Genomic DNA, 22158 nt, shown 5'->3' with positions numbered 1-22158 from the left:
TTTTCTATATTCTCATTTTTTATTTTAGCCTTTAGTTGCTACTTTTTTTCTATGCCTTTCAGCTATCCTCAATCTGAATTAGATAGTATTTCTCAAAAAGCTACAAATACAACAGGCAAAAAAAAGAAAGAAATAGAACTTTTAATAACACAACTAGATAAAGCTAAAAAAACTAAAAAGGTAAACTTACTACTAAAAGTTTCAGAGTTCTATCGAACGCAATTGAGAGATTCTGATAAAGCTTTGGAGTATGCAACAAAGGCAGTAAAGAACGCCACAGAATTAAGAGATAAAAAGCTAATTGCACAAGCCTCTATACAAGCAGGTGCATTACACCGAAATAAAGGAGAATCAGATTTTGCCCTTACTTTGCTTCTCAGAGGTCTTAGCACATCAGAAGAAATAAAAAATGACTCTTTGCAAACTGATGCTCTGCACAAAATTGCTGTTACTTATCTTCTGATGAGAGATTTTAGACAGTCTTATGAATATGCTTTAAAAGAAGAAAAACTATGGAGAATATTAGGTTCTCAATATGGGTTGGCAAGTGCCTTAAATCTGAAAGGAATCAGTCATATTTATCTCAAACGTTTTGACGAAGCTATTGAATCATTAGAGCAAGGAGTAGTCATTGCCAAAAAATTAGAAAATGATGATTTGTTGTACAAACTGTTTTCCAATCTAGCAGATGCACATCTGAAAAAAGAGGAATTAGGGAAAGCTACTTCATATATTACTAAAAGTACAGAAATTACAGAAAGATTGAATGATAATTATGGTAATACTGTCAATATGCTAAAAATGGGAGAGATTTATTCTGCTAAAGGAGAGATTTCAAAAGCCATCAATACAGCAGAAAAAAGCGTTGAATTGGCTCAAAAATTTCATTATGCAGCTCTTGCAAGAAATGGATATGAAGCATTAAGGGAAATCTACTTTAAAGCAGGAAATTATAAAAAAGCCTTCGAAAATCAGTCTCTTGCAGTAGCTATGAATGATAGTCTTTCTAATATTAGCCGTAGGCATCAAGTTTCGAATATGCAAACGTATTACGAGTCTGAACGAAAAGAGAGAGAAAATGAATTACTAAAAGAAGAGAGTAAAAACAAAAACTTAACACTTTATCTTATTTCAGCAATTGCTTTAATAGCTTTCTTAGTAGGTGGTTTGTTTATTTATAGAACACAAATTAAAAAGAAAACAATTACTAGGTTACGCAATCAAAATGATGAAATTCGTTCTGTTTATGAGCAAATGTCTAAACAAGCAACTATAATAAATAACACAAATACTACTCTTACTGAAAGTATAAACTATGCTCGTCGTATTCAAGATGCTATGCAGGTCAATACAACTACTATTTTTGAAGAGTTAAATGATTATTTCATAATAGATCGTCCTAGAGATATTGTAAGTGGGGATTGTTATTGGTTTGAGCAGCGTCAAGGAGAGTTTTATGTTGCTTTAGCAGACTGTACAGGACATGGAATACCAGGAGCTTTCATGACAATTCTTTGTAATTCTTTACTCAATGATATTTTTAATTCTCGTGCTGGAACTCGCTCTCCTGCTGAAATGCTTATAGAATTACATCGCCGTTTGATTCATTATTTACATCAACAAAAAAGTAATGTACAAGACGGAATGGATATTGCACTTTGCCGTATCAATACTAGCGAAAAAACACTGACTTATGCAGGAGCAAAACAACCTTTACTTTACGTGGATAAAGATGGAGAGTTTAATCGTTTCAAAGCAAGTTCGTTACCTATTGGTGGACACGAAGTAAAAATAAAACGTAAATTTGAAGACATCACTATTCATTATCAAACAGGAGATACACTTTATATTAGTTCTGATGGATTTCAAGACCAGTTTGGAGGAAAGAATGATAAAAAATTTATGAGCAAACGTTTATATAATATGCTTACTCAAACTCATAAAATGCCTTTAGAAAAACAAAAAATTCATCTAGAAAATCAGTTAGAAAAATGGCAAGCAAATAATGACCAAACTGATGATATAATGATGATAGGAATAAAGTTGAATTAAGGAAATAGGAATTTGGAGCGAGGAACGAGAGAATGAAAATAAAAAATCATTTTAATTAAATGAATTTAACTGATAACTGATAACTGATGAAAGTGATTTGGCGATTAATGGGCTTTATGCGACCTTTTCGGTCTTTTGTGCCTTTTTATATTTTGGTTTCTATATTAGCAATTATTTTTGGAGCAATTAATTTTACACTTCTAGCTCCTCTTTTAAAAATTCTTTTTTTAGATGAAACACCTACAAAAATTGCTGTAGCAGTACCTACATTTTCTTGGTCATTGACTTATTTTGAAGATATTTTCAATTATTATTTTTATAAAATAATAATTGAAGAAGGAAAAATGGAAGCTCTTTACTTTGTTTGTAAAGTATTGGTTCTTACCGTTTTCTTATCTAATATATTTCGTTATTTAGCGTTATTTATTGTCAATACTGTTCGTTTGAAAGCAACCGTAAAACTTCAAAATCAACTTTTTAAAAATATACTTTCTTTGAATGTGGGTTATTTTTCACAGGAGCGAAAAGGGGATTTGATGTCTCGTTTTTCAAATGATGCTAGAGAAGTAGAAGTTTGGGTGTACAACGAATTTAAGGTTTTGATTCGTGCTCCTCTTACCTTTATAGTTTATTTTATTTTGCTTGTTTATTGGTCTTGGGAACTCACTTTATTTGCATTTATATTTTTACCTATTTCTGGTGGAATCATTGCCCTTATTTCCCGTAAACTTCGTAAAAGTAGTGATATATCTCAGACTGTATTAGGTGATATGTTGTCTATGTTAGATGAACTCTTATCAGGAATAAAGATTGTAAGTGCTTTTAATGCACAAAATTTTATTCTTTCAAGATTTGAAAAATTAAATGAACTTTACCGTTCTTCTAGAACCTCTTATGATAATAAAAGAGATATATCTGCACCTATTTCTGAGTTTTTAGGAGTCGCTACCATTGCAGTTTTATTATTATATGGTGGAAATATGGTTTTGACAGAACAGATAACTGCTGGAACTTTTCTCGTTTATATTGCTGTCTTTTCTCAAATTATTCCTCCTATAAAAGATATGTCCACACTCATTACTAACCTACAAAGGGGAATCATTGCAGGAAAAAGAGTTTTTGAAGTGTTGGATATTCAAACTTCTATTAATGACCTTCCTGATGCAAAAGAACTAAAACAATTTTCGGATAAAATAGAAATAAAAGATCTTCATTTTTCTTATAAAATCAGTAAAGAAGAAGAAGGAATCACAGAGAAAAAAGTTTTAGATGGGATAAACCTAACCATAAACAAAGGAGAAATAGTTGCTTTAGTAGGAATGTCAGGAGGAGGAAAATCTACACTGGCAGATTTGGCAGCTCGTTTTTATGAACCACAGCAAGGAGAAATTTTATTAGATAATCGTTCATTAAATGAATGGACTCTCTATTCTTTGCGTTCTCAAATGGGGATTGTTACCCAAGAAGCTATTTTATTTAATGATACAATTTTTAATAATATTGCTTTTGGAATAGAAACAGCAACACAAGAAGAAGTAGAAAAGGCTGCTAAAATAGCCAATGCACACGATTTTATTATCAATTCAGAAGAAGGTTATCAGACTAATATTGGAGATAGAGGAAGCAAACTTTCAGGAGGACAACGTCAGCGCATCAGTATTGCAAGAGCTGTTTTGAAAAACCCTGCTATCTTGATTTTAGATGAAGCTACTTCTGCCCTAGATTCTGAATCCGAACAGCTCGTACAAGAGGCTCTTTATAAATTAATGGAAGGAAGAACGACACTTGTGATTGCTCATAGGTTAAGCACTATTCAACACGCAGACAAGATTGTAGTAATCAATGAAGGACAAGTCGTTGAAATAGGAACACACCAAAATTTAATAGAAAAACAAGGTGTATATTCTAAGTTGGTAGAAATGCAGATGATGTAGTATTTGTATTTTCTACTCTAAAGAATAAACAAAAAGTGTATCGTTTTCAATTTCCAAAACTACTTCACAAAACGAAATGCTATTTTGATTTTTTGGGAGAATAGTGCAACCATCATAAGGCATTCCAAACATTGTTCCCTCAAAACTATTTTCAAGTGTATCTATACTTTTATCTTGATGCACTTGAATGGTAAAATATTCTGTTCTAGAAGGTGCAGGAGAGAGATTATATTCTTTTCTATATTCATTCAATTTTTTGTCTTCTTTTGGTGCTGTCAAAAATAGAATCATTGAATTTTTGTAAGGAATAAAACCAAGTAAATGATGATTTAAATCATCACAGGAAAATATATTTTCAGCTTTTTCATATACTTTCATCATTTCTTCGTGTGAATTTCTATATACTTGACTAATCAAAGAATCAAAATTAGTATTTGAAGTAAGCATTTTAGGATTTTCAATTCTCTTTATGGAAAAATAACAACCAAGATGACAATTCATTCCAATTATCCAGTATGAATCCTCCAAATAATAAATCCCTAGGGGTTTATTCATAATTGTATAATAAAAAATGCCTGTTTTTTTGTCCTCAAAAATCACCAAAGAATTACCACCATAATCATAAGGAATGACTTCTATTTTATAACTCTCATCTTCTCCTTCTAAGGGTTTATCATTTGAATTAAATGTAAAATAAGGCTGAAAATAATTTTCAGTTCTAGTTGTATCTAGTAATTTATTATCCTTTATTTGAGCAAAATAGATTCTATCTCTTGTTACTAATTCGAAACAATATTCTTTTTCATTATAACCCTTAAAATCTTCTATTTTTCTATGTTCAATAGTTATTTTTGGCTTTTTGAGTTTATTTTCTTGTTTTTTATTTTGACAAGAACTGATAGAAAATAGTATTAAAACAGCTAAAACCACATAAATTGTATTTTTCATAAGTATTCTATTTATCTTAAAGAATAAACAAAAAGTGTATCATTTTCAATTTTAAAAATAGTCTGACAAAGTGAAATTAAGCTTTGATTTTTGGGTAGAATAGTAATCATATCATCCTCAGAAAACTGTCTTGTATCAAACTTTCCATTGACTAAACTATCAATATGTTCTACACTCTTATCCTCATTTACTTGAATAAATCTGTATTTATTTGATTTGTATTGTTCAAAAACCAAAATCATTGAATTTTGATAAGGAATAAAACCAGATAATTTTTTACCAATACCATTATACAAGGTATCATTAGCAGAAAATAACAACTCGTCTCCTTCTTGTCTTACAATTTTCATTTTTTCCTCATAAGGTAATCTTTGTAGTTGTTTTCTCAAAGAATCTAAGTTTTGCTCTTTTGTAGGTTTTAATAATTTTGGGTCTTTTATTCTTTCTATACTCATTGAACAACCCATATGACAATCATTTCCAACAATCCAATAAGAACTATTTATCCAAAATATTCCTTTTGCCTTTCCTGTAATAGTAAAAGTCCTATTTTTAGTCCTTTTATCTTCAAAAACTACTAGAGAAACCATATAATCAAAAGTCATAACATAAATTCTGTAATTTTCATCTTCATTAAAGATAGGTTTATTAAAAACACCTAACTGGTGAATAAAATAAGAATCTTCTTGGTAGGCTGTATCTAAACCCAGTTCAGAAATGTTTTTTGGAAAAAGAAAACGAACTTCTGCTTTTGGATTTTTGCATGAAGCCAGTTTTTCTATGCAATTTCTATCTTCAAGATATTTTACATTACTCAATATTCTATATTCTACAACTAATTTTGATTTCTCTCTTTGAATGGAAAGAGAATTTTCATTTTCTACTCTTTTATCATTCTGACAAGAAAACAAACTAAAAAATAAAACACTCAAATAGACACAAAAAAGTAATTTCATATTTGGAAGTATAAATTGATAATATTAAACTGTTTTTTCTTGGTATGAAATAATTCCCTTAGCCATTCCAGGGAAGACAAAACTATGAAGAGGCAATACCAAATACCAATATAATCGTCCCCAAAGCCCTAAAGGACGAAAAGTAGCATTTTGGATTAATATATTCTTTCCTTCTTTTTCCTTAATTTGAAACTCCAACCAAGCTTCACCAGGGAGTTTCATTTCAGCATACAAAAGTAACCTTCCATTCTGACGGTCTGCCAACAAAACTCTCCAAAAATCAAGTGCATCACCTGCTTTGAGTTTTTTGGCATCTCTTCTACCACGCCTCAAGCCTACTCCACCCACTAACTTATCCAAAAAACCTCTTAGTTTCCAAAGCCACGTTCCATAATACCACCCTCTCTTATCTCCAATTGCCCAAATATTATCAATTACTTCTCTAGGATTTCTTGCAAAATCATACCTTCTTTTATCCGTAAGGCAACCATAAGTAGGAACTTGAACAAAATCCAAAAAGTTTTTCTCAATAGGCCCTGAAAGTGTATCTTTCCAACTTGAAACCACTTCACTTTGAGCAATTTTTTGAAAGGCTTTTTCTAATGCTTCTTTGTAAGAAAGTAGCTCTCGTGGAACAATTTCATTTATACCTTTATGCTCACAAACAACGTCGTGGTGCATACTATCAACCAAACTTCTAGCTAAATTATAGGAAGTAGAAGTAACAAAATAAAGCCAGTAAGAAGAAAGACGAGGCGTAAGAAGGGGGATAGTAAACAGACTTCTATTCAAGTTTCTAACTTCGGCATATTGCATCATCATTTCCTTATAAGTCAGAATATTAGGTCCTCCAATATCAAAAATTCTATTAAAGCTATCTTCTTTGAGTAAAATTGCCTCCAAATAATAAATAACATCTCGTATTGCAATAGGCTGACATTTAGTTTTTATCCATTTAGGAGCGACCATAACAGGTAATTTCTCTACCAAATCCCTAATTATTTCAAAAGAAGCACTGCCAGAGCCAATAATTATAGCTGCTCTCAAAACAGTTACAGGTACACCAGATTTTTTTAAATAAGATTCAGTAAGTTTTCTGGATTGAAGATGTGCTGATAATTCATCATCATTAGAAATCCCACTCAAATAAATGATTTGTTTAGCTTGTGTAGTTGAAATATACTCTGCAAAATTAATAGCCATGTCTTTTTCTACTTCTGTAAAAGAACCATAAGAAGTGGACATTCCATGAACGAAATAATATGCTGCGTCAATATCCTTGGGCAGTTTGTCCAAACTTTCTACATCCATCAAATCAACCTCTACAAGCTGTACATTCTGCATAAACTCCTCATCAAAATCTTCTAAATCAAAACGCCTAACATCTCTAACCAAACAAGTTACGGAATGCCCAGACTGTACGAGAATGGGAAGTAATCTGCGACCGATATAACCTGTAGAACCTGTTAATAAAATATGCATAAATAGTGATTATTATCTTTTTTTGGAAAAAACGCCTAAAATATCTTTAAATGTGTAAACTCTAAGAGATAACAAAAGTTTATTTATTAAAAATGACCAAGAAACAATAAATTAGAAACACAAACTGTTGGTAAAATAAAAACAAACACATACAATAAGTAAAATGGAAGATAAAATACCTTTTGGAATATTTGACTATTCAGAGTTTCCACCACTCATACAAGTAGAGCTTACTGGTACAAAAGCGACGGATGAAAATTTTACAGCTTATTTAGCAGAAATGGAGAAGATTGCAACCCAGCCAGAACGTTATATTTCTATTTTGGATACAACAAAAGCATCTTATTTACCTGTTAAATATAGAATTATGCAAGGTAAATATTTAGAAAAAAACAAAAAACATACTGCTCAAAAGGCGATTGCAGCAGTTTTTATAGCTCCTTCTTTTATACAAAGAACTGTTTTGAAAGCTATCTTTATGATAAAACCGTATGCAAGTCCTGTTTTTATTGTAGCTAGTAAGGAAGATGCAAGACAAAAAGTAGAGGAGTTGTTAGAGGAAGAGCTAATGGTTGCTTAGTTATATCAAAAAATAAAATAGTCTTTTGATTCTACTCTGTTAGAGTTTGTAGAGTGATAGTTTTAGAGATATACTTCATTCATTTTATAAGAGCATTTTTTTTGTTAAAAACCTATTAATAGATAGTTTCTTTTAGCTGCTAACGAAAAAAAATACGTAAGTTTAAGATGTATAATTCCTATTGAAAACAGATTAAGCAAAGTATGAATAATTACTACGATTTATTAGAAATCACAAAAACAGCAACTTCACAAGAAATAAAGACTGCCTATAAAAAACAGGCTTTAAAATTTCACCCCGATCGAAATGCAGGAAGTATAGAGGAAGCAAAGTTAGCAGAAGAACGATTCAAATTAATAAATGAAGCTTATCAAGTTCTTTCTGACCCCTTCAAAAAAACGAGATATGATAATGAATTAGCCTTCGAACACGCTAGAAGACAGCAGTATTATAAGCAATATACATCAAGTGGAAATTATTCAGAATCTTCTTCTTCCAATCAAAATACACAAAGGAATGCAGGTTATACCTATCAAAGAAGACCAACTACTAAAAAAAAGCAACCTACTTTCGAATTTGGAAAAACAGAATTATATATCGTTCTAGGATTTGCTGCAATGTTTGTCGTAGCATATTTTTTGATGAATGTAATGACAAATTACTCTTATTCTACTTACATAGAAGAAGCAAAAACTGCAATAGACTTAGGAGATTTTGCCACAGCTAAAAATGCACTAGAAGAAGCAGCAACACAAAAAGAAAAAGATGCAGAAATAAATTACTTATTAGGGATTATAGAAGTAAAATATAAAAATGACTATCCTGACGCTATTCATTATTTCAAAACAGCTCTTTCATATACAGAAAAAGACGATAAAGAAACTAGGTTGAAATATCACAATACACTAGCTGAAACTTATTTTTTTATGAATGAATATTATCTAGCTATTGAAGAGTATAAAATAGTTGGAGCTTTGGGAGATTATAACCAAACCATACTTATGAATATTGCTGATTTGTATCTTGAAAAAATTAAAGATTATGATAAAGCAAGTTTATATTTTGACAAAATCATTGAAAAAGAACCTAAATTAGTAGAGCCATATATTGGAAAAGCTGTTGCCAAACACAAAACAAAAGATTATAAAGCTATGGGAGAGCTTTTGAATAAGGCTATAGAAATCAACCCAAAAAACCCGTATTTATGGTATTACAAAGGGTTTTACTTCTGGGAAAAACCAATATCAGATAATGAAAAAACAAAAGACAAACAAAATGCCTGTGAGAGTTGGAAAATTGCTCTTAGTTATGGAAGTGAAGAAGCTAAAAACCCTTTAAATAAATATTGTAAATAAAATTAAGAGGAAGAAATAGGGGAGTATCTCAAACCAAATCAAACTTCAATCAACTCCACTTAAAACCTAAAATAAGTTGGTCATCAATTTGGTCTTCATTTCCTTCTTCTTTCCATTTTTCCATAAAATCAGTAAAGTATTCTTGCTGTTTGTCTAAAGGTTGAGAAGCAACTTCTTTAATCATTTCATAAAAATTGTGTCTTCCTAACTTTTTATTTTCTTTTCCTCCAAATTGGTCTTGATAACCATCAGAAGTAAGATAAAACGTAGTATCAGAAGTCAAAGGCATAGTATGCAATGTAAATTCTATATTTTCTTCTCTACCTCCAATAGAATGACGGTTGCCTTTTATAGAGCCAACTTTTCCATTCTGAACATAAATCAAAGGACGTTTTGCACCTGCAAAATATATTTCTTGGTTTTCATTTTTATCATCAAAAGCACACAAAATAATATCCATTCCATCTTTAATATTATTTTCCGACTGTGATAAGTTCTGACAAATAAGTGTATGCAATCGGCTCAAAACTTCATTTGGCTGCCACTTTCTTTCAGCTTCTACGATTTGAATAAGTGCAGAGTTAGCAGCCATTGCCATAATTGCACCTGGTACGCCATGCCCTGTACAATCGATAGCAGCAATAAGTGTTTTTCCTTCTGTTTTACCGACCCAATATGCATCTCCACTTACTATATCTTTGGGTTGATAATAAACAAAATGATTAGGTAGAAGTTTGGATAAAAGCTTTTTTGAAGGTAGCATAGCTTGTTGGATACGCTGTGCATATCTTATACTCTGACTAATTTTTTTATTCTGTTTATCGGCCTCTAAATAAATGGTTGAAAGTTGTTCGGCTTGTAAACTAATATCATCTCGCTGTGCCAAAATCTCTTCTTTTTGTTGCATTATCTCAGCATTCCTTTCTACTAAAGAGCCATTTGTCGCTTCAATTTCTTCTTTTTGAGCATTTATTTCTTCTGTACGTATTTCTACTATTTTTTCTAAATGCAGTTTGTCATTTTTTATTTTTCGCATACGTAAATTATGCCCTCCCCAAACAAACAGACAAACAACAATACCAGCCAAAACTTGAAACCAAAGGCGATTCCAAAAAGCAGGGCTAATTACAAATGATGTAGTTGCAAGTTCTTGAGAAAGCACTCCATCAGCATTAATTGCACGAGCTTCAAACTCATACTTCCCATGAGGCAAACTTGTATAAGTAGCTACATTTGCACTTGTTGGAGGCGACCATTCTGCATCAAAGCCTTTCAAACGAAATTGATAACGCAAACCTGTCGGGTTTTTGTAACTAACTCCTATAAAATTAAAAGTCAAATAATTTTTATCATAAGGTAATTCTTGATTACTGATTTGAATAGTATCTCTCAAAAATAATTGTGTATTTTCTAAAAAAATAGGTGGAGGAGTGTTGTTTTTTTCAAGTAAAGTAGGGTTACATTTCATGAGTCCATTGATTGTACCGAACCAAAGATTACCGTTTTTATCTTTATGAACAGAGTTTTGATTGGTTTCCATTCCTATAAAACCTTCTTTGAAGCTATACTTTTTTATTTCATCTGTCTTTGGATTAATTTTATTCACACCATCGTTTGTTCCTATCCAAATATTACCCACACCATCTCCAATAATTAAATAAGGATTGTCTGAAGTAATACCCTCTTTCGTTGTGTAAACTTTAAAATCTTTTCCATCGTACTTAAAAATTCCTCCTCCAATACTTGCAAACCATAAGTTTCCGTCTGTATCTTCAGTAATGGCAGCAGGGCGATTATTAGGTAAGCCTTCATTTTCTGTAAGAGAATAAAAATCAGTGCCATCATAACGAGAAAGTCCATTATCGTTGCTTCCAAACCACAAATCTCCTTTTTTATCTTTATATAATTTCCAAATTACATTACTGACAAGTCCTTCATTAGTCGTAAAATCATCTTTAGAAATAGCTTTTTGTCCTTCCATAGTTAAGCGAATACATTTTTGTTCAAAAGCTGAAATCCAAATATTACTTTCTTTGTCTTCATTAATCGAAACTATCATTGCACCTGTATTTATCAATTTCGAATAGTCCAAAATTTGTTTTTTTTGAGGGTCATAACTCGCTAATTTTCCTTTTGCACCTATCCAAACTAAACCTCTTGAATCTGTATAAAGTGAGGCAACTGTTGCATTTGGGGTAGCTGAAAAAGGTTTTATTTGCTCTATATTTGAAATATTACTTTGCGTTTCATTTATAAAAGTATATCGAAAAACACCCTTGAGAGTTCCTGTCCAAACTCCTCCTTGATTATCCGTAGTGGTAGCCAGTACAATTTCGTCTTCGGCTTGATTGAGGCGTTCGAAATAACGCCCTAAAAATAATGAAAGTCCTTTTCCATAAAATGTCCCTATCCAAATCTGTCCTTCATGGTCTTGTTCGATAGTAGGTACTTGACCTCCTGCGAGTCCATTTTGAGTAGTAAAAGTTTCTATTTTTTTGTCTTTTATATGAACAGCACCCGTTGCAGTTGCTACCCAAAGACTATTGTCATTGGCTAATTTCAAGGAATTAATGCCATTTAAAACAGGAGTTTCATTGACAGTATATTTTTCTAGTATTGTTGCATTTTGAGCTGATTCTAATGAAATCTTGAATAGCTCATTTCCTGTAGCTACCCAAAGTGTATTTTTATTTATAAACTTGACATCTGAAAACCCTGCTGCTTGTGAGTTAAGATTTAAAGGAGAAAGAAGTGAATCAAGTGTTGGAGTTGAGCTGGTAGTATTTAATGTGTGTAGCCCATTTGTACCTACAATAAATACTTTATCATTTTCTATAAAAATCTGATTAATAAAATTATTTTGAAAATGATGAGAAATTAACTCTCCAGAAGAAGCATTAAGCAAAAAAAGTCCTGTATTGGTTGCTACCCAAAGTTTGTCTTCTTCTGTTCGTAAGATTGAGTTTACAATTTTTATCGTATCGGCTGCAAAATTTACAAATTGATTTCCTTTTTTGAGAGAAATTCCTGTATAGCGATGTCCAACCCAAATCTGATTATCATTGTCTTGATAAACCGTAGTTACGTGATTATCTCCTAGCCCTTCTTTTTGTGTATAAGTAGTGAAATTTTGTCCATCAAAAGAGGCTACTCCTCCTTGTGTTCCTATCCAAAGCTTGGATTGATTATCCAAAAGAAGAGAATAAACAGAGCTTTGTGGCAAACCTTCTTGTATCGTATAAGTGCGAAAATGAGGTGTTTGAGCGTGTGAAAAAGAAAAGTAAAACAAGAAAACACAAACACAACTACTAAAAAACAGCAGTGTTTTTGATGAAAGAAAATTCATGAATACAATTATTAGGTAAATTTTTGGTACTCTAAGATATAAATTATTTTGTAAAAAATGTACGTTGTTAAGGAGGTTTTCGATAAATTATGAAAAAAATCATTTGAAAGAACTTTCTGCTTTTAAAAATTAGTAAGTTTTCTTTTCTTTTCCTTAAAATCATTTGATATAGAATCCTTATCTTTGCCTATTATTCAAAAAAAATCAATTATAATATATTAAAGGACTTTCATGGAAAGCACAAAAAAGCAAAACAAGAAAAAAAAGGGAAACTCAAAAAATCCTGAAAATGAAATTTTTCAAAAAATAATATCACATTGTAAAGAATATGGCTTTGTATTTCAATCATCTGAAATCTATGATGGTTTACAAGCTGTTTATGATTACGGACAAAATGGCTCTGCCCTTCGCAACAATTTACAACAAGCTTGGTGGCTTGCCATGACACGTCTAAACGATAATATTGTTGGGATTGATGCAGCTATTTTTATGCACCCAACAACGTGGCAAGCATCAGGACATATTGAGGGTTTTAATGACCCAATGATTGATAACAAAGATTCTCAGAAGCGTTATCGTGCCGACCAACTTATCGAAAACAGAGCAGAGCAGTACGAAAAAGAAGGCGATAAGGAAAAAGGACAAGCCTTAGTAGATAAAATGAATGACTTTTTGAAGAAAGAAGATTTAGAAGGTGTTCATAATTTGATTGTTGAAGAAAATATTGTTTGTGAGATTTCTGGCACTGCTAATTGGACAGAAGTAAGACAATTTAACTTAATGTTTTCTACTCAAATTGGTTCTGTTGATACAGAATCTAATGAGGTTTATTTACGCCCAGAAACAGCACAAGGTATTTTTGTAAATTATCTAAATGTCCAAAAAACAAGCCGTCTTGCACCTCCTTTTGGTATTGCACAGGTAGGTAAAGCCTTTAGAAATGAAATCGTAGCTCGTCAGTTTATTATGCGTATGCGTGAGTTTACACAAATGGAAATGCAATTTTTTATCAAACCAGGGACACAGAAAGAGTGGTTTGATAAATGGAAGGAAAATCGTCATCAATGGCATTTGGCTATCGGAACACCAGCCGAAAAACTTCGTTTTCACGTTCATGACAAATTAGCTCACTACGCTGATGCAGCCGAAGATATAGAATTTAATTATCCAATTGGCTGGAAAGAAATGGAAGGTATTCATTCTCGTACAGACTTTGACTTGAAGCAACACGAAGAGTTTTCTAAGAAAAAATTACGTTTCCACGATGCACAAGCAAAGGAAAATTATGTTCCTTATGTAATTGAAACTTCTATCGGTCTTGACCGTCTTTTTCTTTCTGTGATGAGCAATGCCTATCAAGAAATTGAATCTACAAATGAAAAAGGAAATGTAGAAAAACGTATTTTCCTTTCTTTTCCTGCCCCACTTGCACCTACAAAAGTAGCTGTTTTTCCTCTTACCAAAAAAGATGGATTACCAGACAAAGCAAAAGAAATCTTGAAGGAACTTAGCTTGGATTTAGAAACATTTTATGAAGAAAGTGCTTCTATTGGAAAGCGTTATGCTCGTCAGGATGTTGTCGGAACGCCATTTTGTGTTACCGTCGACCATGATACTTTAGAAGATAATACCGTTACACTTCGTTATCGTGATACAATGGAGCAAATCCGTATTCCAATTTCAGAACTAAAAGCAAAACTACTTTATGAATGTTCTATGAGTAGAATTTTGGAGAAATTGGTTTAAGATTTTAAGAAAACAATTTTCAAAAATTACGCCGTTGTCAGTGTTTTAGCGAAACGACACCAATAGTCAAAAATTCTCAACTATTTATTTAAGTAGTTGAGAATTTTTGTTTTTGTTTTTTTTACTTCTTCCTCTCTACTTTTAGAGCATTAAAAACTAAATCAGTCAAAAAATCTATCAAACTTTTTTCGTCGTCATCTCCTCGTACTTCTGTAAGTGAAGGCAAATGTTTGGCAAAATAACTCTGTTGATGTGAACTTTCCATAATAATAGAAACGAGCGCATTAGGAAACTTATATTTTGGGTTAAGCTTCAAAACCATATCAGCCACTCTGTGTGTAAGTCTTTTATAACTTGCAAAATAGCCTTCCTTATTATCACTATCTACCTCTTTTGTCAAGTAAGCCTTTGCAGATTCTGAAACTACAATTCTGTGTAAAGCTGTTGCATCAATATTGTCATACTGATTATCTACTTCAATAGGTTTTGCGAGTGTAGAAATAGCCTTTTCAAGAGCTTTTTCAGCAGATTCTAAATTACTCGTTTGAAAAACAAGTTGATATTCCATCCAATTCCAATACCAAGAAACTAAGTAAATGAGTAGTTTATGTTTATTTTCAAAATAACGATAAACAGATGCTTCTGTTGAGCCAATTTCTTTTGCTAGTTTTTTGAAAGTAAAGTGTTCTAGTCCTATTGAATCAATAAGTAAAATACTTTGGCGCACAATTTTGCGTCCGAGTTCAGAGCTTTCAGGGTCTTTAAGATAAACTCGTTCATTTATCTTTATCTGTATTTTTGAGAGTAGAGTTTTCAATATATTTGATGATTAAAGGTAATTTTGCTAATACTAGCTTTGTTCAATTTAAAAATTTATGTATTTATCGGTGTTGCTTTGCTAAAAAAACCAACAAAAGAGAGAAATCTAAATAAGATTTTGACATAATTTATTTTATTTCTATGATAGGTTTTATTTTTTAATTATAATAATGCTTTTTCTTCAAAACGTTTATCACTACTATTTTTCTTTTCATGTTCTTTTATAGCTTCTTCCGAGCTTACAAAAGCTACATTTTTTAGAGTTACTGCAATATCGTGCTGCTCTGCTTCTTTTATAAAATTTTTGATAGTATCTTCAATGTCTTTATCAATAAAGTTTGCTTTCGTTCCATCTATAATTAAAAAAGTATGGTCAGGTACTTTTACAAAAATATCTCTCAAAAAAGCACGATTCACAAAAGATAAATCTTTATTAAAAATAATTTCGAAGTAATTTTCATCTCTCCCTACTTGCTTAATTGAAATTGCTGTTCTGATGTTAGCACGAATAATGAAAAAGAAACCTACTGCAATTCCTATCAGTATTCCGATAAGTAAATCAGAGAACAAAATAACTATCGCTGTTACTATAAAAGGTAAAAACTGCTCTCTTCCTTTTTGATAAACTTCTTTTACAATAGAAGGTTTGATAAGTTTGTAACCTACCACTAAAAGTATGGCTGCCAAACTAGCAAGTGGAATATGATTGAGATATTGACTAATAAAAACCACTGAAATGAGTAAGAATAAACTGTGTATGATTGCTACCATACGAGTTCGTCCACCAGATTCAATACTTGCCGTACTCCTTACAATAACTGCCGTAATAGGAATCGAACCCACAAGACCTGCAATCATATTTGCCACACCTTGCGCCAAAAGTTCACGATTGAGTGGAGAATTTCTTTTATAAGGATCTAATTTATCAACAGCCTCAACGGTCAAGAGTGATTCTATACTTGCTATAATCCCAATAGTAAAAGCCAAAACCCAAATATCCCAATCCTTGATATGTTCTAACCAAAGCGAAAAATTAGGAAAAGTAAACTGTTGCCAAAAATTAGAAAGTGATATTTTTATAAATTCTAAAGCAGAAATAGATTGAATAGAAAGATTTTTTAGCTCGTTTGTCATTGGTAAATCTACCAAATGCGAGGAAGCCAAAGGAGAAAGAGCAGAAGACTCAAAGATATGATACATTTCATTAATTAATGTTCCTATCACAACAGTCATCAGAGCAGCAGGAAGAAATGATATTTTTTTGAGAAATGTTATTTTATCCCAAACAATCAAGACAAACAAACTTGAAAGAGTTATAATAATTGCATTGAGATTCTTGGAAGTATTTTTTAATGCTGCCAAAATCATTGTAATGGCATTTTTATCTGTTCCCCAAATCCAAAACTCATCTTCGCTAAAAGCTTCTACATCATAGCCAAGTGCATATGGAAGTTGTTTGAGAATCAGAATCATTCCGATACCTGCAAGCATTCCCTTCAAAACAGAGGAAGGCAAAAAATAAGCAATTGTTCCTGCTTGTATTAAAAAAAGTATAAGCTGAAAAAGTCCTCCTAAAAAAACAGCTAACAAAAAAAGTTCAAAACTGCCTGTATCTGCAATTCCTAAAACCACAACAGCAGTAAGACCAGCAGCAGGACCACTAACTCCCATCGCAGAACGGCTAATTAGAGGCACAACTAAACCACCCAAAATTCCAGCAACGATACCAGAAAAAGCAGGTGCATCTGAAGCCACAGCAATTCCGAGACAAAGAGGAAGGGCTACCAAAAAAACAACTAACCCAGCAGGAATATCGTGTTTTAAGTTCCCAAAAAGTGTGAGTTTGGAATAAGGTATTTTTTTAGTTTTTAGGTCTTTATTAGCATTCAAAAACGAATTGGGCATCATTTAAAATTAGTGAGCAGCATTTTGATACCTTTTTAATACTACTTCCAATTAGTTAGAAATACTTTAGGGAATCAATGTTTTACTTTTTGAGCGAGTATAAAAAAAATATTCTTTGATAGTAATACTTTAATATCAAACAAAAATACAAAATTTTGATATAACTAGAAATTATTAGTGTGTTATTTTAGAGGGGTAATTCAGACATCCTGTCTGACACAAAAAAACAGCCTTTATTTGTTTTAGTCAATTTGGAAGACCGACATACAAAAATAACCGTGATAACGTTTAGTTATACAAAATAAAATTTTTCTTAAAAACTGTAACTTTCATACTTGATATGCAACTTGTAAGAAAAAACAGAATCTATTAAGGCTGAATCAAAAATATTATTAATCACTCAACTACTTTTTATGCAACTGATAATCAAGAATCTAAATAAAACTTACGCAAACGGCGTACAAGCTCTTTCTAATGTTTCTCTAACTATCAACAAAGGAATGTTTGGTCTTCTAGGACCTAATGGAGCAGGGAAATCATCACTTATGAGAACTATTGCTACACTTCAAGAAGCAGATAGTGGAACAATTAGTTTTGCTTCTTCCAAAGCAGAAATAAATGTGTTAGAAGAAAAAGACAAAGTTCGTTCTATTGTTGGTTATCTTCCACAAGAGTTTGGTGTTTATCCAAAAGTAAGTGCAGAGGTTTTGTTAGACCATTTGGCAGTATTGAAAGGAATTACAAATAAAGCTGAACGAAAAGAAGTTGTACATGCTCTTTTGAACAAAACAAATTTATATGACAAGAGAAAGAAAAACTTAGGAGGTTTTAGTGGAGGAATGAAACAGCGTTTCGGAATTGCTCAAGCACTTCTTGCCAACCCAGAGCTTATTATTGTAGATGAACCCACAGCAGGACTAGACCCAGCAGAACGAAATCGCTTTCATAATCTTTTAAGTGAACTAGGAGAAAATACGATTGTTATTCTTTCTACACATATTGTAGATGACGTAAAAGAACTTTGCACTGATATGGCAATTATTAATAAAGGAGAGGTTTTATTACAAGTTCATCCACTCAAAGCCATTGAAAGTTTGGAAAATAAAGTTTGGAGAAAACGAATTGAGAGAAGTGAAGTAGAAGCCTACCAAAAACGAATGAATGTAATTTCGGATAGGATGAGTGCAGGGAAACCAGTTATTCACGTCTTTTCAGAATCGCAGCCAGAAGAAGGTTTTGAAATAGTAGAAGCAGATTTAGAAGATGTTTATTTTAATACAATTAGTAATCATCAGTTAGCAGTTACCAGTAAATAAATTTAAAATTCAGATTTTAGGAATAGTATTAATTTCATTGAAATTTCCTAATTTCCAACCTCCATTTCCTAATTCCCAATTCTCATGTTACTAGAAGTCATTCGTTTCGAACTCAAATATAGAGTTAAGCGTCCAGCTACCTATCTTTACTTTACTATTTTATTTTTACTCACATTTATTGCAATGTGGAGTGATGACTTACAAATTGGTAATGCTTCAGGACAAGTAAAGATTAATGCTCCTGTTGCCCTTACCAATACAATTCTTATTATCACAGCATTCTTTAGTATGATTGTTTCGGCAATTATGGGAGTGGGTGTTTTACGTGATTTTGAACACAAAACACATTCGATGTTCTTTACCACACCTATTACAAAACGAGATTATCTATTTGGTCGTTTTATAGGGTCTTTCATTGTTTTGGTTTTTGTTTTTAGTGGTGCTTTTTTTGGAATGACATTAGGTTATTTCAAATCTTTTTCAAATCCTGACCGTTTTTTGGCGTTCAATCTGTGGCATTATTTGCAACCCTTTTTGCTTTTTGGTATAACTAATCTTTTTATTAGTGGAACAATTATGTTTGCTGGTGGAGCTTTGAGTCGTAAAATGCTTGTTGTTTATACACAAGGAATTTTGCTTTTAGTGCTTTATATTGTTGCCCTTAATCTTTCTAGCTCTTTAGAATACAAAGATATTGTAGCTTGGCTTGACCCATTCGGTATTTCAGCTTTTCAAAGACAGACAGAGTATTGGTCTATCACACAACAAAACTCTCAAACGGCACAGCTTTCTGGTTTTGTTCTCTATAATCGTTTGTTATGGCTCTCTATTTCTTTTGTATCCTTATTTATTTTATACAAAATATTTGCGTTTCGTGTTGTTCGTCAGAGTTTACGTAAGCCAAAAGCAGAGAAAAAGACTATTGCCACGCCAATTGCACTTACCAACCTTCCTAAAGTAAACCTAAACTTTGGTTTTGGTGCAACGATTCAACACGTAATGAGATTGACTGTTTTTTACTTCAAAAATCTCTTTAAAGAAGTTCCTTTTTTGGCTGTTGTGATTGCAGGAGTGCTTATGACTTTTGCAGCTTCAATGAACATGAACAGGCTTTATGGTGCATATTCTTTTCCAACAACTTACTCTGTTCTTGAGCTAATTCAAGGTCAGTTTACTTTGTTTTTCTTGATTATTGCTGTTTTTTATACAGGTGAGTTAGTATGGAAAGAGAGAGAAGCAAAAATGAATTTGATTTTAGATGCACTTCCTACGCAAACTTGGATAGGAATTGTCAGTAAATTTTTTGCGCTTGTTTTGTCCTATTCTGTTCTTATTTTGATGCTCATTCTGACAGGAATTTTGATACAAATTTCGAAAGGCTATTATAACTTTGAAATTGGACTCTACCTCAAAACCTTATTTACAGATACACTTTCAATGCTTATCATTTATACGCTACTTGGCTTTTTTATACAGGTAATGGTCAATAATAAGTTTATTGGTTTTGCTGCAATGATTGTTATTTTTATTGGAGATGCTATACTTTCTTCTATTAATGTAGAACATCCATTATTTCATTTTGGAAGTGGAATGAACTTAGGAACATATTCGGATATGAATACTTTTGGACATTTTGTAACTCCTTTTTCGTGGATGAGTGCCTATTGGATTATGTTTTCTATTGTTTTGTTATTCTTAGCTATTTATTTTTCAGTAAGAGGAACAGAAACAAATATCAAGACTCGTTATGAAATTGGCAAATTCAGAATCAATAATACGTGGGTAGCAGGTTTGGTAGTAAGTTTTGTAGCTGTCGTATTTTTGGGTTCATTTGCTTTTTACAATGTAAATGTTTTAAATGAGTATCAAAATTCAGAAGACCGAGAAAAACAACAAGTAGCATACGAACAAAGCTTGAAACAATTTAAAGATGTAGAGTTACCAAAAATAACAGCTGCCAATCTTAAAGTTGATATTTATCCAGAAGAAAGAGATGTAACTGTAGAAGGTTATTTTATGCTCAAAAACAAAACTGATAAACCTATCAAAGATATTCATATTCAAAAAGGAGATAGGGGAAATATCAGAACAGAGTATCTCAAATTCTCAAAAGAAGCTGGTCTGAAAGATGAGTTCAAAGAATTTAATTACAGTATCTACACACTTGCAAAACCTCTACAACCTAACGAAACTGTGAAACTTGATTTCAAAATGGTTTTGGAAACAGAAGGTTTTGTAACTCGTGGAAGCAATACTAATGTAGTAGAAAATGGAACATTCTTTAATAATAGCTTTTTTCCCTCTTTAGGATATAATGAAGGTTATGAGTTAGGAAGTGATGATAAGCGTAAAGAATATGATTTACCTGAAAAAGAACGTGTACCTGCTCGTGAAGAAGAAAAATTCCATTCACATAATCTTTTTGGTAACGATGCCGATATGATTGATTTTGAAATTGTTTTGAGTACATCGCCAGACCAAATTGCAATTGCCCCCGGTTATTTACAGAAAGAATGGACAGAAAATGACAGGCGTTATTTTCATTACAAAATGGATGCTCCGATGGCTAATTTTTATGCGATGCAATCAGGTAGATATGAAGTAATGAAAGATGTTTGGAAGTCAGAAGCAGATTCGAATGGAAATCAAAAAGAGGTAAGTCTTGAAATCTATTATCACAAAGAACATACAGCCAATTTGGATAGGATGATGAACGGAATGAAAGATGCTTTGAGTTATTTTTCAGCTAATTTTTCAGAGTATCAGCATCGTCAGTTGCGTATTATTGAGTTTCCACGTTATCAATCTTTTGCTCAATCGTTTGCCAATACTGTTCCTTATTCAGAAGAAATTGGTTTTATGCTAGATATGAAAGCCGATGATATTGATATGAATTATTACGTAACGGCACATGAAACAGCACACCAATGGTGGGGGCATCAAGTAACAGAAGCTCCTGTACAGGGAAGTTCGATGCTTTCTGAAACGCTTTCGCAATATTCTGCACTTATGGTAATGAAAAATAAATATCCAAAAGAAATGATTCAAAAGTTTTTGAAGTATGAGCTTGAAAGCTATTTGAGAGGAAGAGCAAGAGAACGCAAAAAAGAACTTCCTTTAGATTTGGTAGAAGGGCAACAGTATATTCATTATCGAAAAGGTTCGTTGGTTATGTTTGCTCTGCAAGATTATATTGGAGAAGAAAAAATCAACCTTGCTCTTCAAAATTACCTCAAAAAATGGAAGTTTTCAGAAGGAGATTATCCGATTACGACAGATTTGACTAACGAAATAAAAGCTGTTACACCAGATTCACTTCAATATTTAATTACAGATTTGGTAGAAAGCATTACTTTCTATGAAAATAAAACTGAAAAAGCAACTTACAAGGAATTAGGAGACGATATGTATGAAGTTACTTTAGAACTTTCTAGTAAAAAGACAGTAGCCGATTCTTTAGGAAATGAAACTGAACTTCCTCTGACAGAATGGGTTGATATTGGAGTTTATGGAAAAGAACCAGCAGAAGCCAATGCAGAAGGGTACAAATTTGCTCCTCTTTTGTATTTTGAAAAGCATCAAATTACGAAGGAAAACTCTACGATTACTGTTAAGGTAAAAGGAAAACCTGTAAAAGCAGGAATTGACCCACTTAACAAACTCATCGACCGTCATCCAGACGATAATGTAGAAAAAGTAGAGAAAGAATAGCCTTTTTT

The 22158-nt window shown here is 32.1% G+C and carries 13 protein-coding genes; 7 read left to right on the top strand and 6 right to left on the bottom strand.

Translation table 11 applies throughout. The annotated features are described in order from the left end of the window. The first annotated feature begins 51 nt into the window (after positions 1-51). Both WAF17_RS01415 and WAF17_RS01410 read left to right on the top strand, forming a co-directional pair. A complete protein-coding gene (locus WAF17_RS01415; RefSeq protein WP_338765336.1) occupies positions 52-2052 on the top strand; it encodes a SpoIIE family protein phosphatase in 2001 nt (666 codons plus the stop codon). Positions 2053-2138: 86 nt separating this feature from the next. Further along, positions 2139-3986: an ABC transporter ATP-binding protein gene (locus tag WAF17_RS01410; RefSeq protein ID WP_338765335.1), complete on the top strand. Its 1848-nt coding sequence runs from the start codon at positions 2139-2141 to the stop codon at positions 3984-3986. Between the two features lie 12 nt (positions 3987-3998). On the opposite strand, the gene WAF17_RS01405 is transcribed toward WAF17_RS01410, so the two are convergent. Genes WAF17_RS01405 through WAF17_RS01395 form a run of 3 tightly spaced genes read right to left on the bottom strand, consistent with a single transcriptional unit; the run spans position 3999 to position 7372 of the window. Continuing rightward, complete coding sequence (locus tag WAF17_RS01405; protein ID WP_338765333.1) at positions 3999-4934, bottom strand: hypothetical protein; 936 nt, start codon at positions 4932-4934, stop codon at positions 3999-4001. Positions 4935-4945: 11 nt separating this feature from the next. Next, complete coding sequence (locus WAF17_RS01400; protein ID WP_338765330.1) at positions 4946-5890, bottom strand: hypothetical protein; 945 nt, start codon at positions 5888-5890, stop codon at positions 4946-4948. A 24-nt stretch (positions 5891-5914) separates the two neighbouring features. After that, positions 5915-7372, bottom strand: a complete 1458-nt coding sequence (locus tag WAF17_RS01395; protein ID WP_338765327.1) for an SDR family oxidoreductase — start codon at positions 7370-7372, stop codon at positions 5915-5917. A 163-nt stretch (positions 7373-7535) separates the two neighbouring features. Between WAF17_RS01395 and WAF17_RS01390 the strand changes: the two genes are divergently transcribed. Both WAF17_RS01390 and WAF17_RS01385 read left to right on the top strand, forming a co-directional pair. Then, the gene (locus tag WAF17_RS01390; protein WP_338765324.1) at positions 7536-7952 is read left to right on the top strand and encodes a hypothetical protein; all 417 of its coding nucleotides are present in this window, start codon (positions 7536-7538) and stop codon (positions 7950-7952) included. Positions 7953-8155: 203 nt separating this feature from the next. Continuing rightward, positions 8156-9307: a DnaJ domain-containing protein gene (locus WAF17_RS01385; protein ID WP_338765321.1), complete on the top strand. Its 1152-nt coding sequence runs from the start codon at positions 8156-8158 to the stop codon at positions 9305-9307. 49 nt (positions 9308-9356) lie between these two features. Here the strand turns inward: WAF17_RS01385 and WAF17_RS01380 are convergent, their stop codons facing one another. Next, complete coding sequence (locus WAF17_RS01380; protein ID WP_338765318.1) at positions 9357-12653, bottom strand: two-component regulator propeller domain-containing protein; 3297 nt, start codon at positions 12651-12653, stop codon at positions 9357-9359. A gap of 231 nt (positions 12654-12884) precedes the next feature. Here WAF17_RS01380 and WAF17_RS01375 point away from each other — a divergent pair, with 231 nt between their 5' ends. Beyond that, positions 12885-14399, top strand: a complete 1515-nt coding sequence (locus WAF17_RS01375; protein ID WP_338765315.1) for a glycine--tRNA ligase — start codon at positions 12885-12887, stop codon at positions 14397-14399. Positions 14400-14520: 121 nt separating this feature from the next. Here WAF17_RS01375 and WAF17_RS01370 read toward each other — a convergent pair whose 3' ends face one another. Both WAF17_RS01370 and WAF17_RS01365 read right to left on the bottom strand, forming a co-directional pair. After that, entirely contained in the window at positions 14521-15216 is a 696-nt protein-coding gene (locus WAF17_RS01370) for a TetR/AcrR family transcriptional regulator (protein WP_338765313.1), read from the bottom strand. A gap of 164 nt (positions 15217-15380) precedes the next feature. Continuing rightward, complete coding sequence (locus WAF17_RS01365) at positions 15381-17123, bottom strand: SulP family inorganic anion transporter (protein ID WP_338765310.1); 1743 nt, start codon at positions 17121-17123, stop codon at positions 15381-15383. A 413-nt stretch (positions 17124-17536) separates the two neighbouring features. Here WAF17_RS01365 and WAF17_RS01360 point away from each other — a divergent pair, with 413 nt between their 5' ends. Next, positions 17537-18439 carry an ABC transporter ATP-binding protein gene (locus tag WAF17_RS01360; RefSeq protein ID WP_338765308.1) on the top strand — a complete coding sequence of 301 codons (903 nt, stop codon included), beginning with the start codon at positions 17537-17539 and terminating at the stop codon, positions 18437-18439. A gap of 84 nt (positions 18440-18523) precedes the next feature. Beyond that, entirely contained in the window at positions 18524-22150 is a 3627-nt protein-coding gene (locus WAF17_RS01355; RefSeq protein ID WP_338765306.1) for a M1 family aminopeptidase, read from the top strand. Positions 22151-22158: the final 8 nt, after the last annotated feature.

Origin of the sequence: Bernardetia sp. ABR2-2B (assembly GCF_037126435.1) — a bacterium.
In the GTDB taxonomy this organism is placed as follows: Bacteria; Bacteroidota; Bacteroidia; order Cytophagales; family Bernardetiaceae; genus Bernardetia.
The sequence above is the reverse complement of the archived record's forward strand: the minus strand, read 5'-3'. Positions and strand labels throughout refer to the sequence as shown.

Bases quoted from the DNA above. Each gene is read 5' to 3' on its own strand.
- WAF17_RS01375 (WP_338765315.1), top strand. From the start codon at position 12,885: ATGGAAAGCACAAAAAAGCAAAACAAGAAAAAAAAGGGAAACTCAAAA.
- WAF17_RS01400 (WP_338765330.1), bottom strand. From the start codon at position 5,890: ATGAAATTACTTTTTTGTGTCTATTTGAGTGTTTTATTTTTTAGTTTG.
- WAF17_RS01405 (WP_338765333.1), bottom strand. From the start codon at position 4,934: ATGAAAAATACAATTTATGTGGTTTTAGCTGTTTTAATACTATTTTCT.
- WAF17_RS01390 (WP_338765324.1), top strand. From the start codon at position 7,536: ATGGAAGATAAAATACCTTTTGGAATATTTGACTATTCAGAGTTTCCA.
- WAF17_RS01360 (WP_338765308.1), top strand. From the start codon at position 17,537: ATGCAACTGATAATCAAGAATCTAAATAAAACTTACGCAAACGGCGTA.
- WAF17_RS01380 (WP_338765318.1), bottom strand. From the start codon at position 12,653: ATGAATTTTCTTTCATCAAAAACACTGCTGTTTTTTAGTAGTTGTGTT.
- WAF17_RS01365 (WP_338765310.1), bottom strand. From the start codon at position 17,123: ATGCCCAATTCGTTTTTGAATGCTAATAAAGACCTAAAAACTAAAAAA.
- WAF17_RS01410 (WP_338765335.1), top strand. From the start codon at position 2,139: ATGAAAGTGATTTGGCGATTAATGGGCTTTATGCGACCTTTTCGGTCT.
- WAF17_RS01395 (WP_338765327.1), bottom strand. From the start codon at position 7,372: ATGCATATTTTATTAACAGGTTCTACAGGTTATATCGGTCGCAGATTA.
- WAF17_RS01355 (WP_338765306.1), top strand. From the start codon at position 18,524: ATGTTACTAGAAGTCATTCGTTTCGAACTCAAATATAGAGTTAAGCGT.
- WAF17_RS01385 (WP_338765321.1), top strand. From the start codon at position 8,156: ATGAATAATTACTACGATTTATTAGAAATCACAAAAACAGCAACTTCA.
- WAF17_RS01415 (WP_338765336.1), top strand. From the start codon at position 52: ATGCCTTTCAGCTATCCTCAATCTGAATTAGATAGTATTTCTCAAAAA.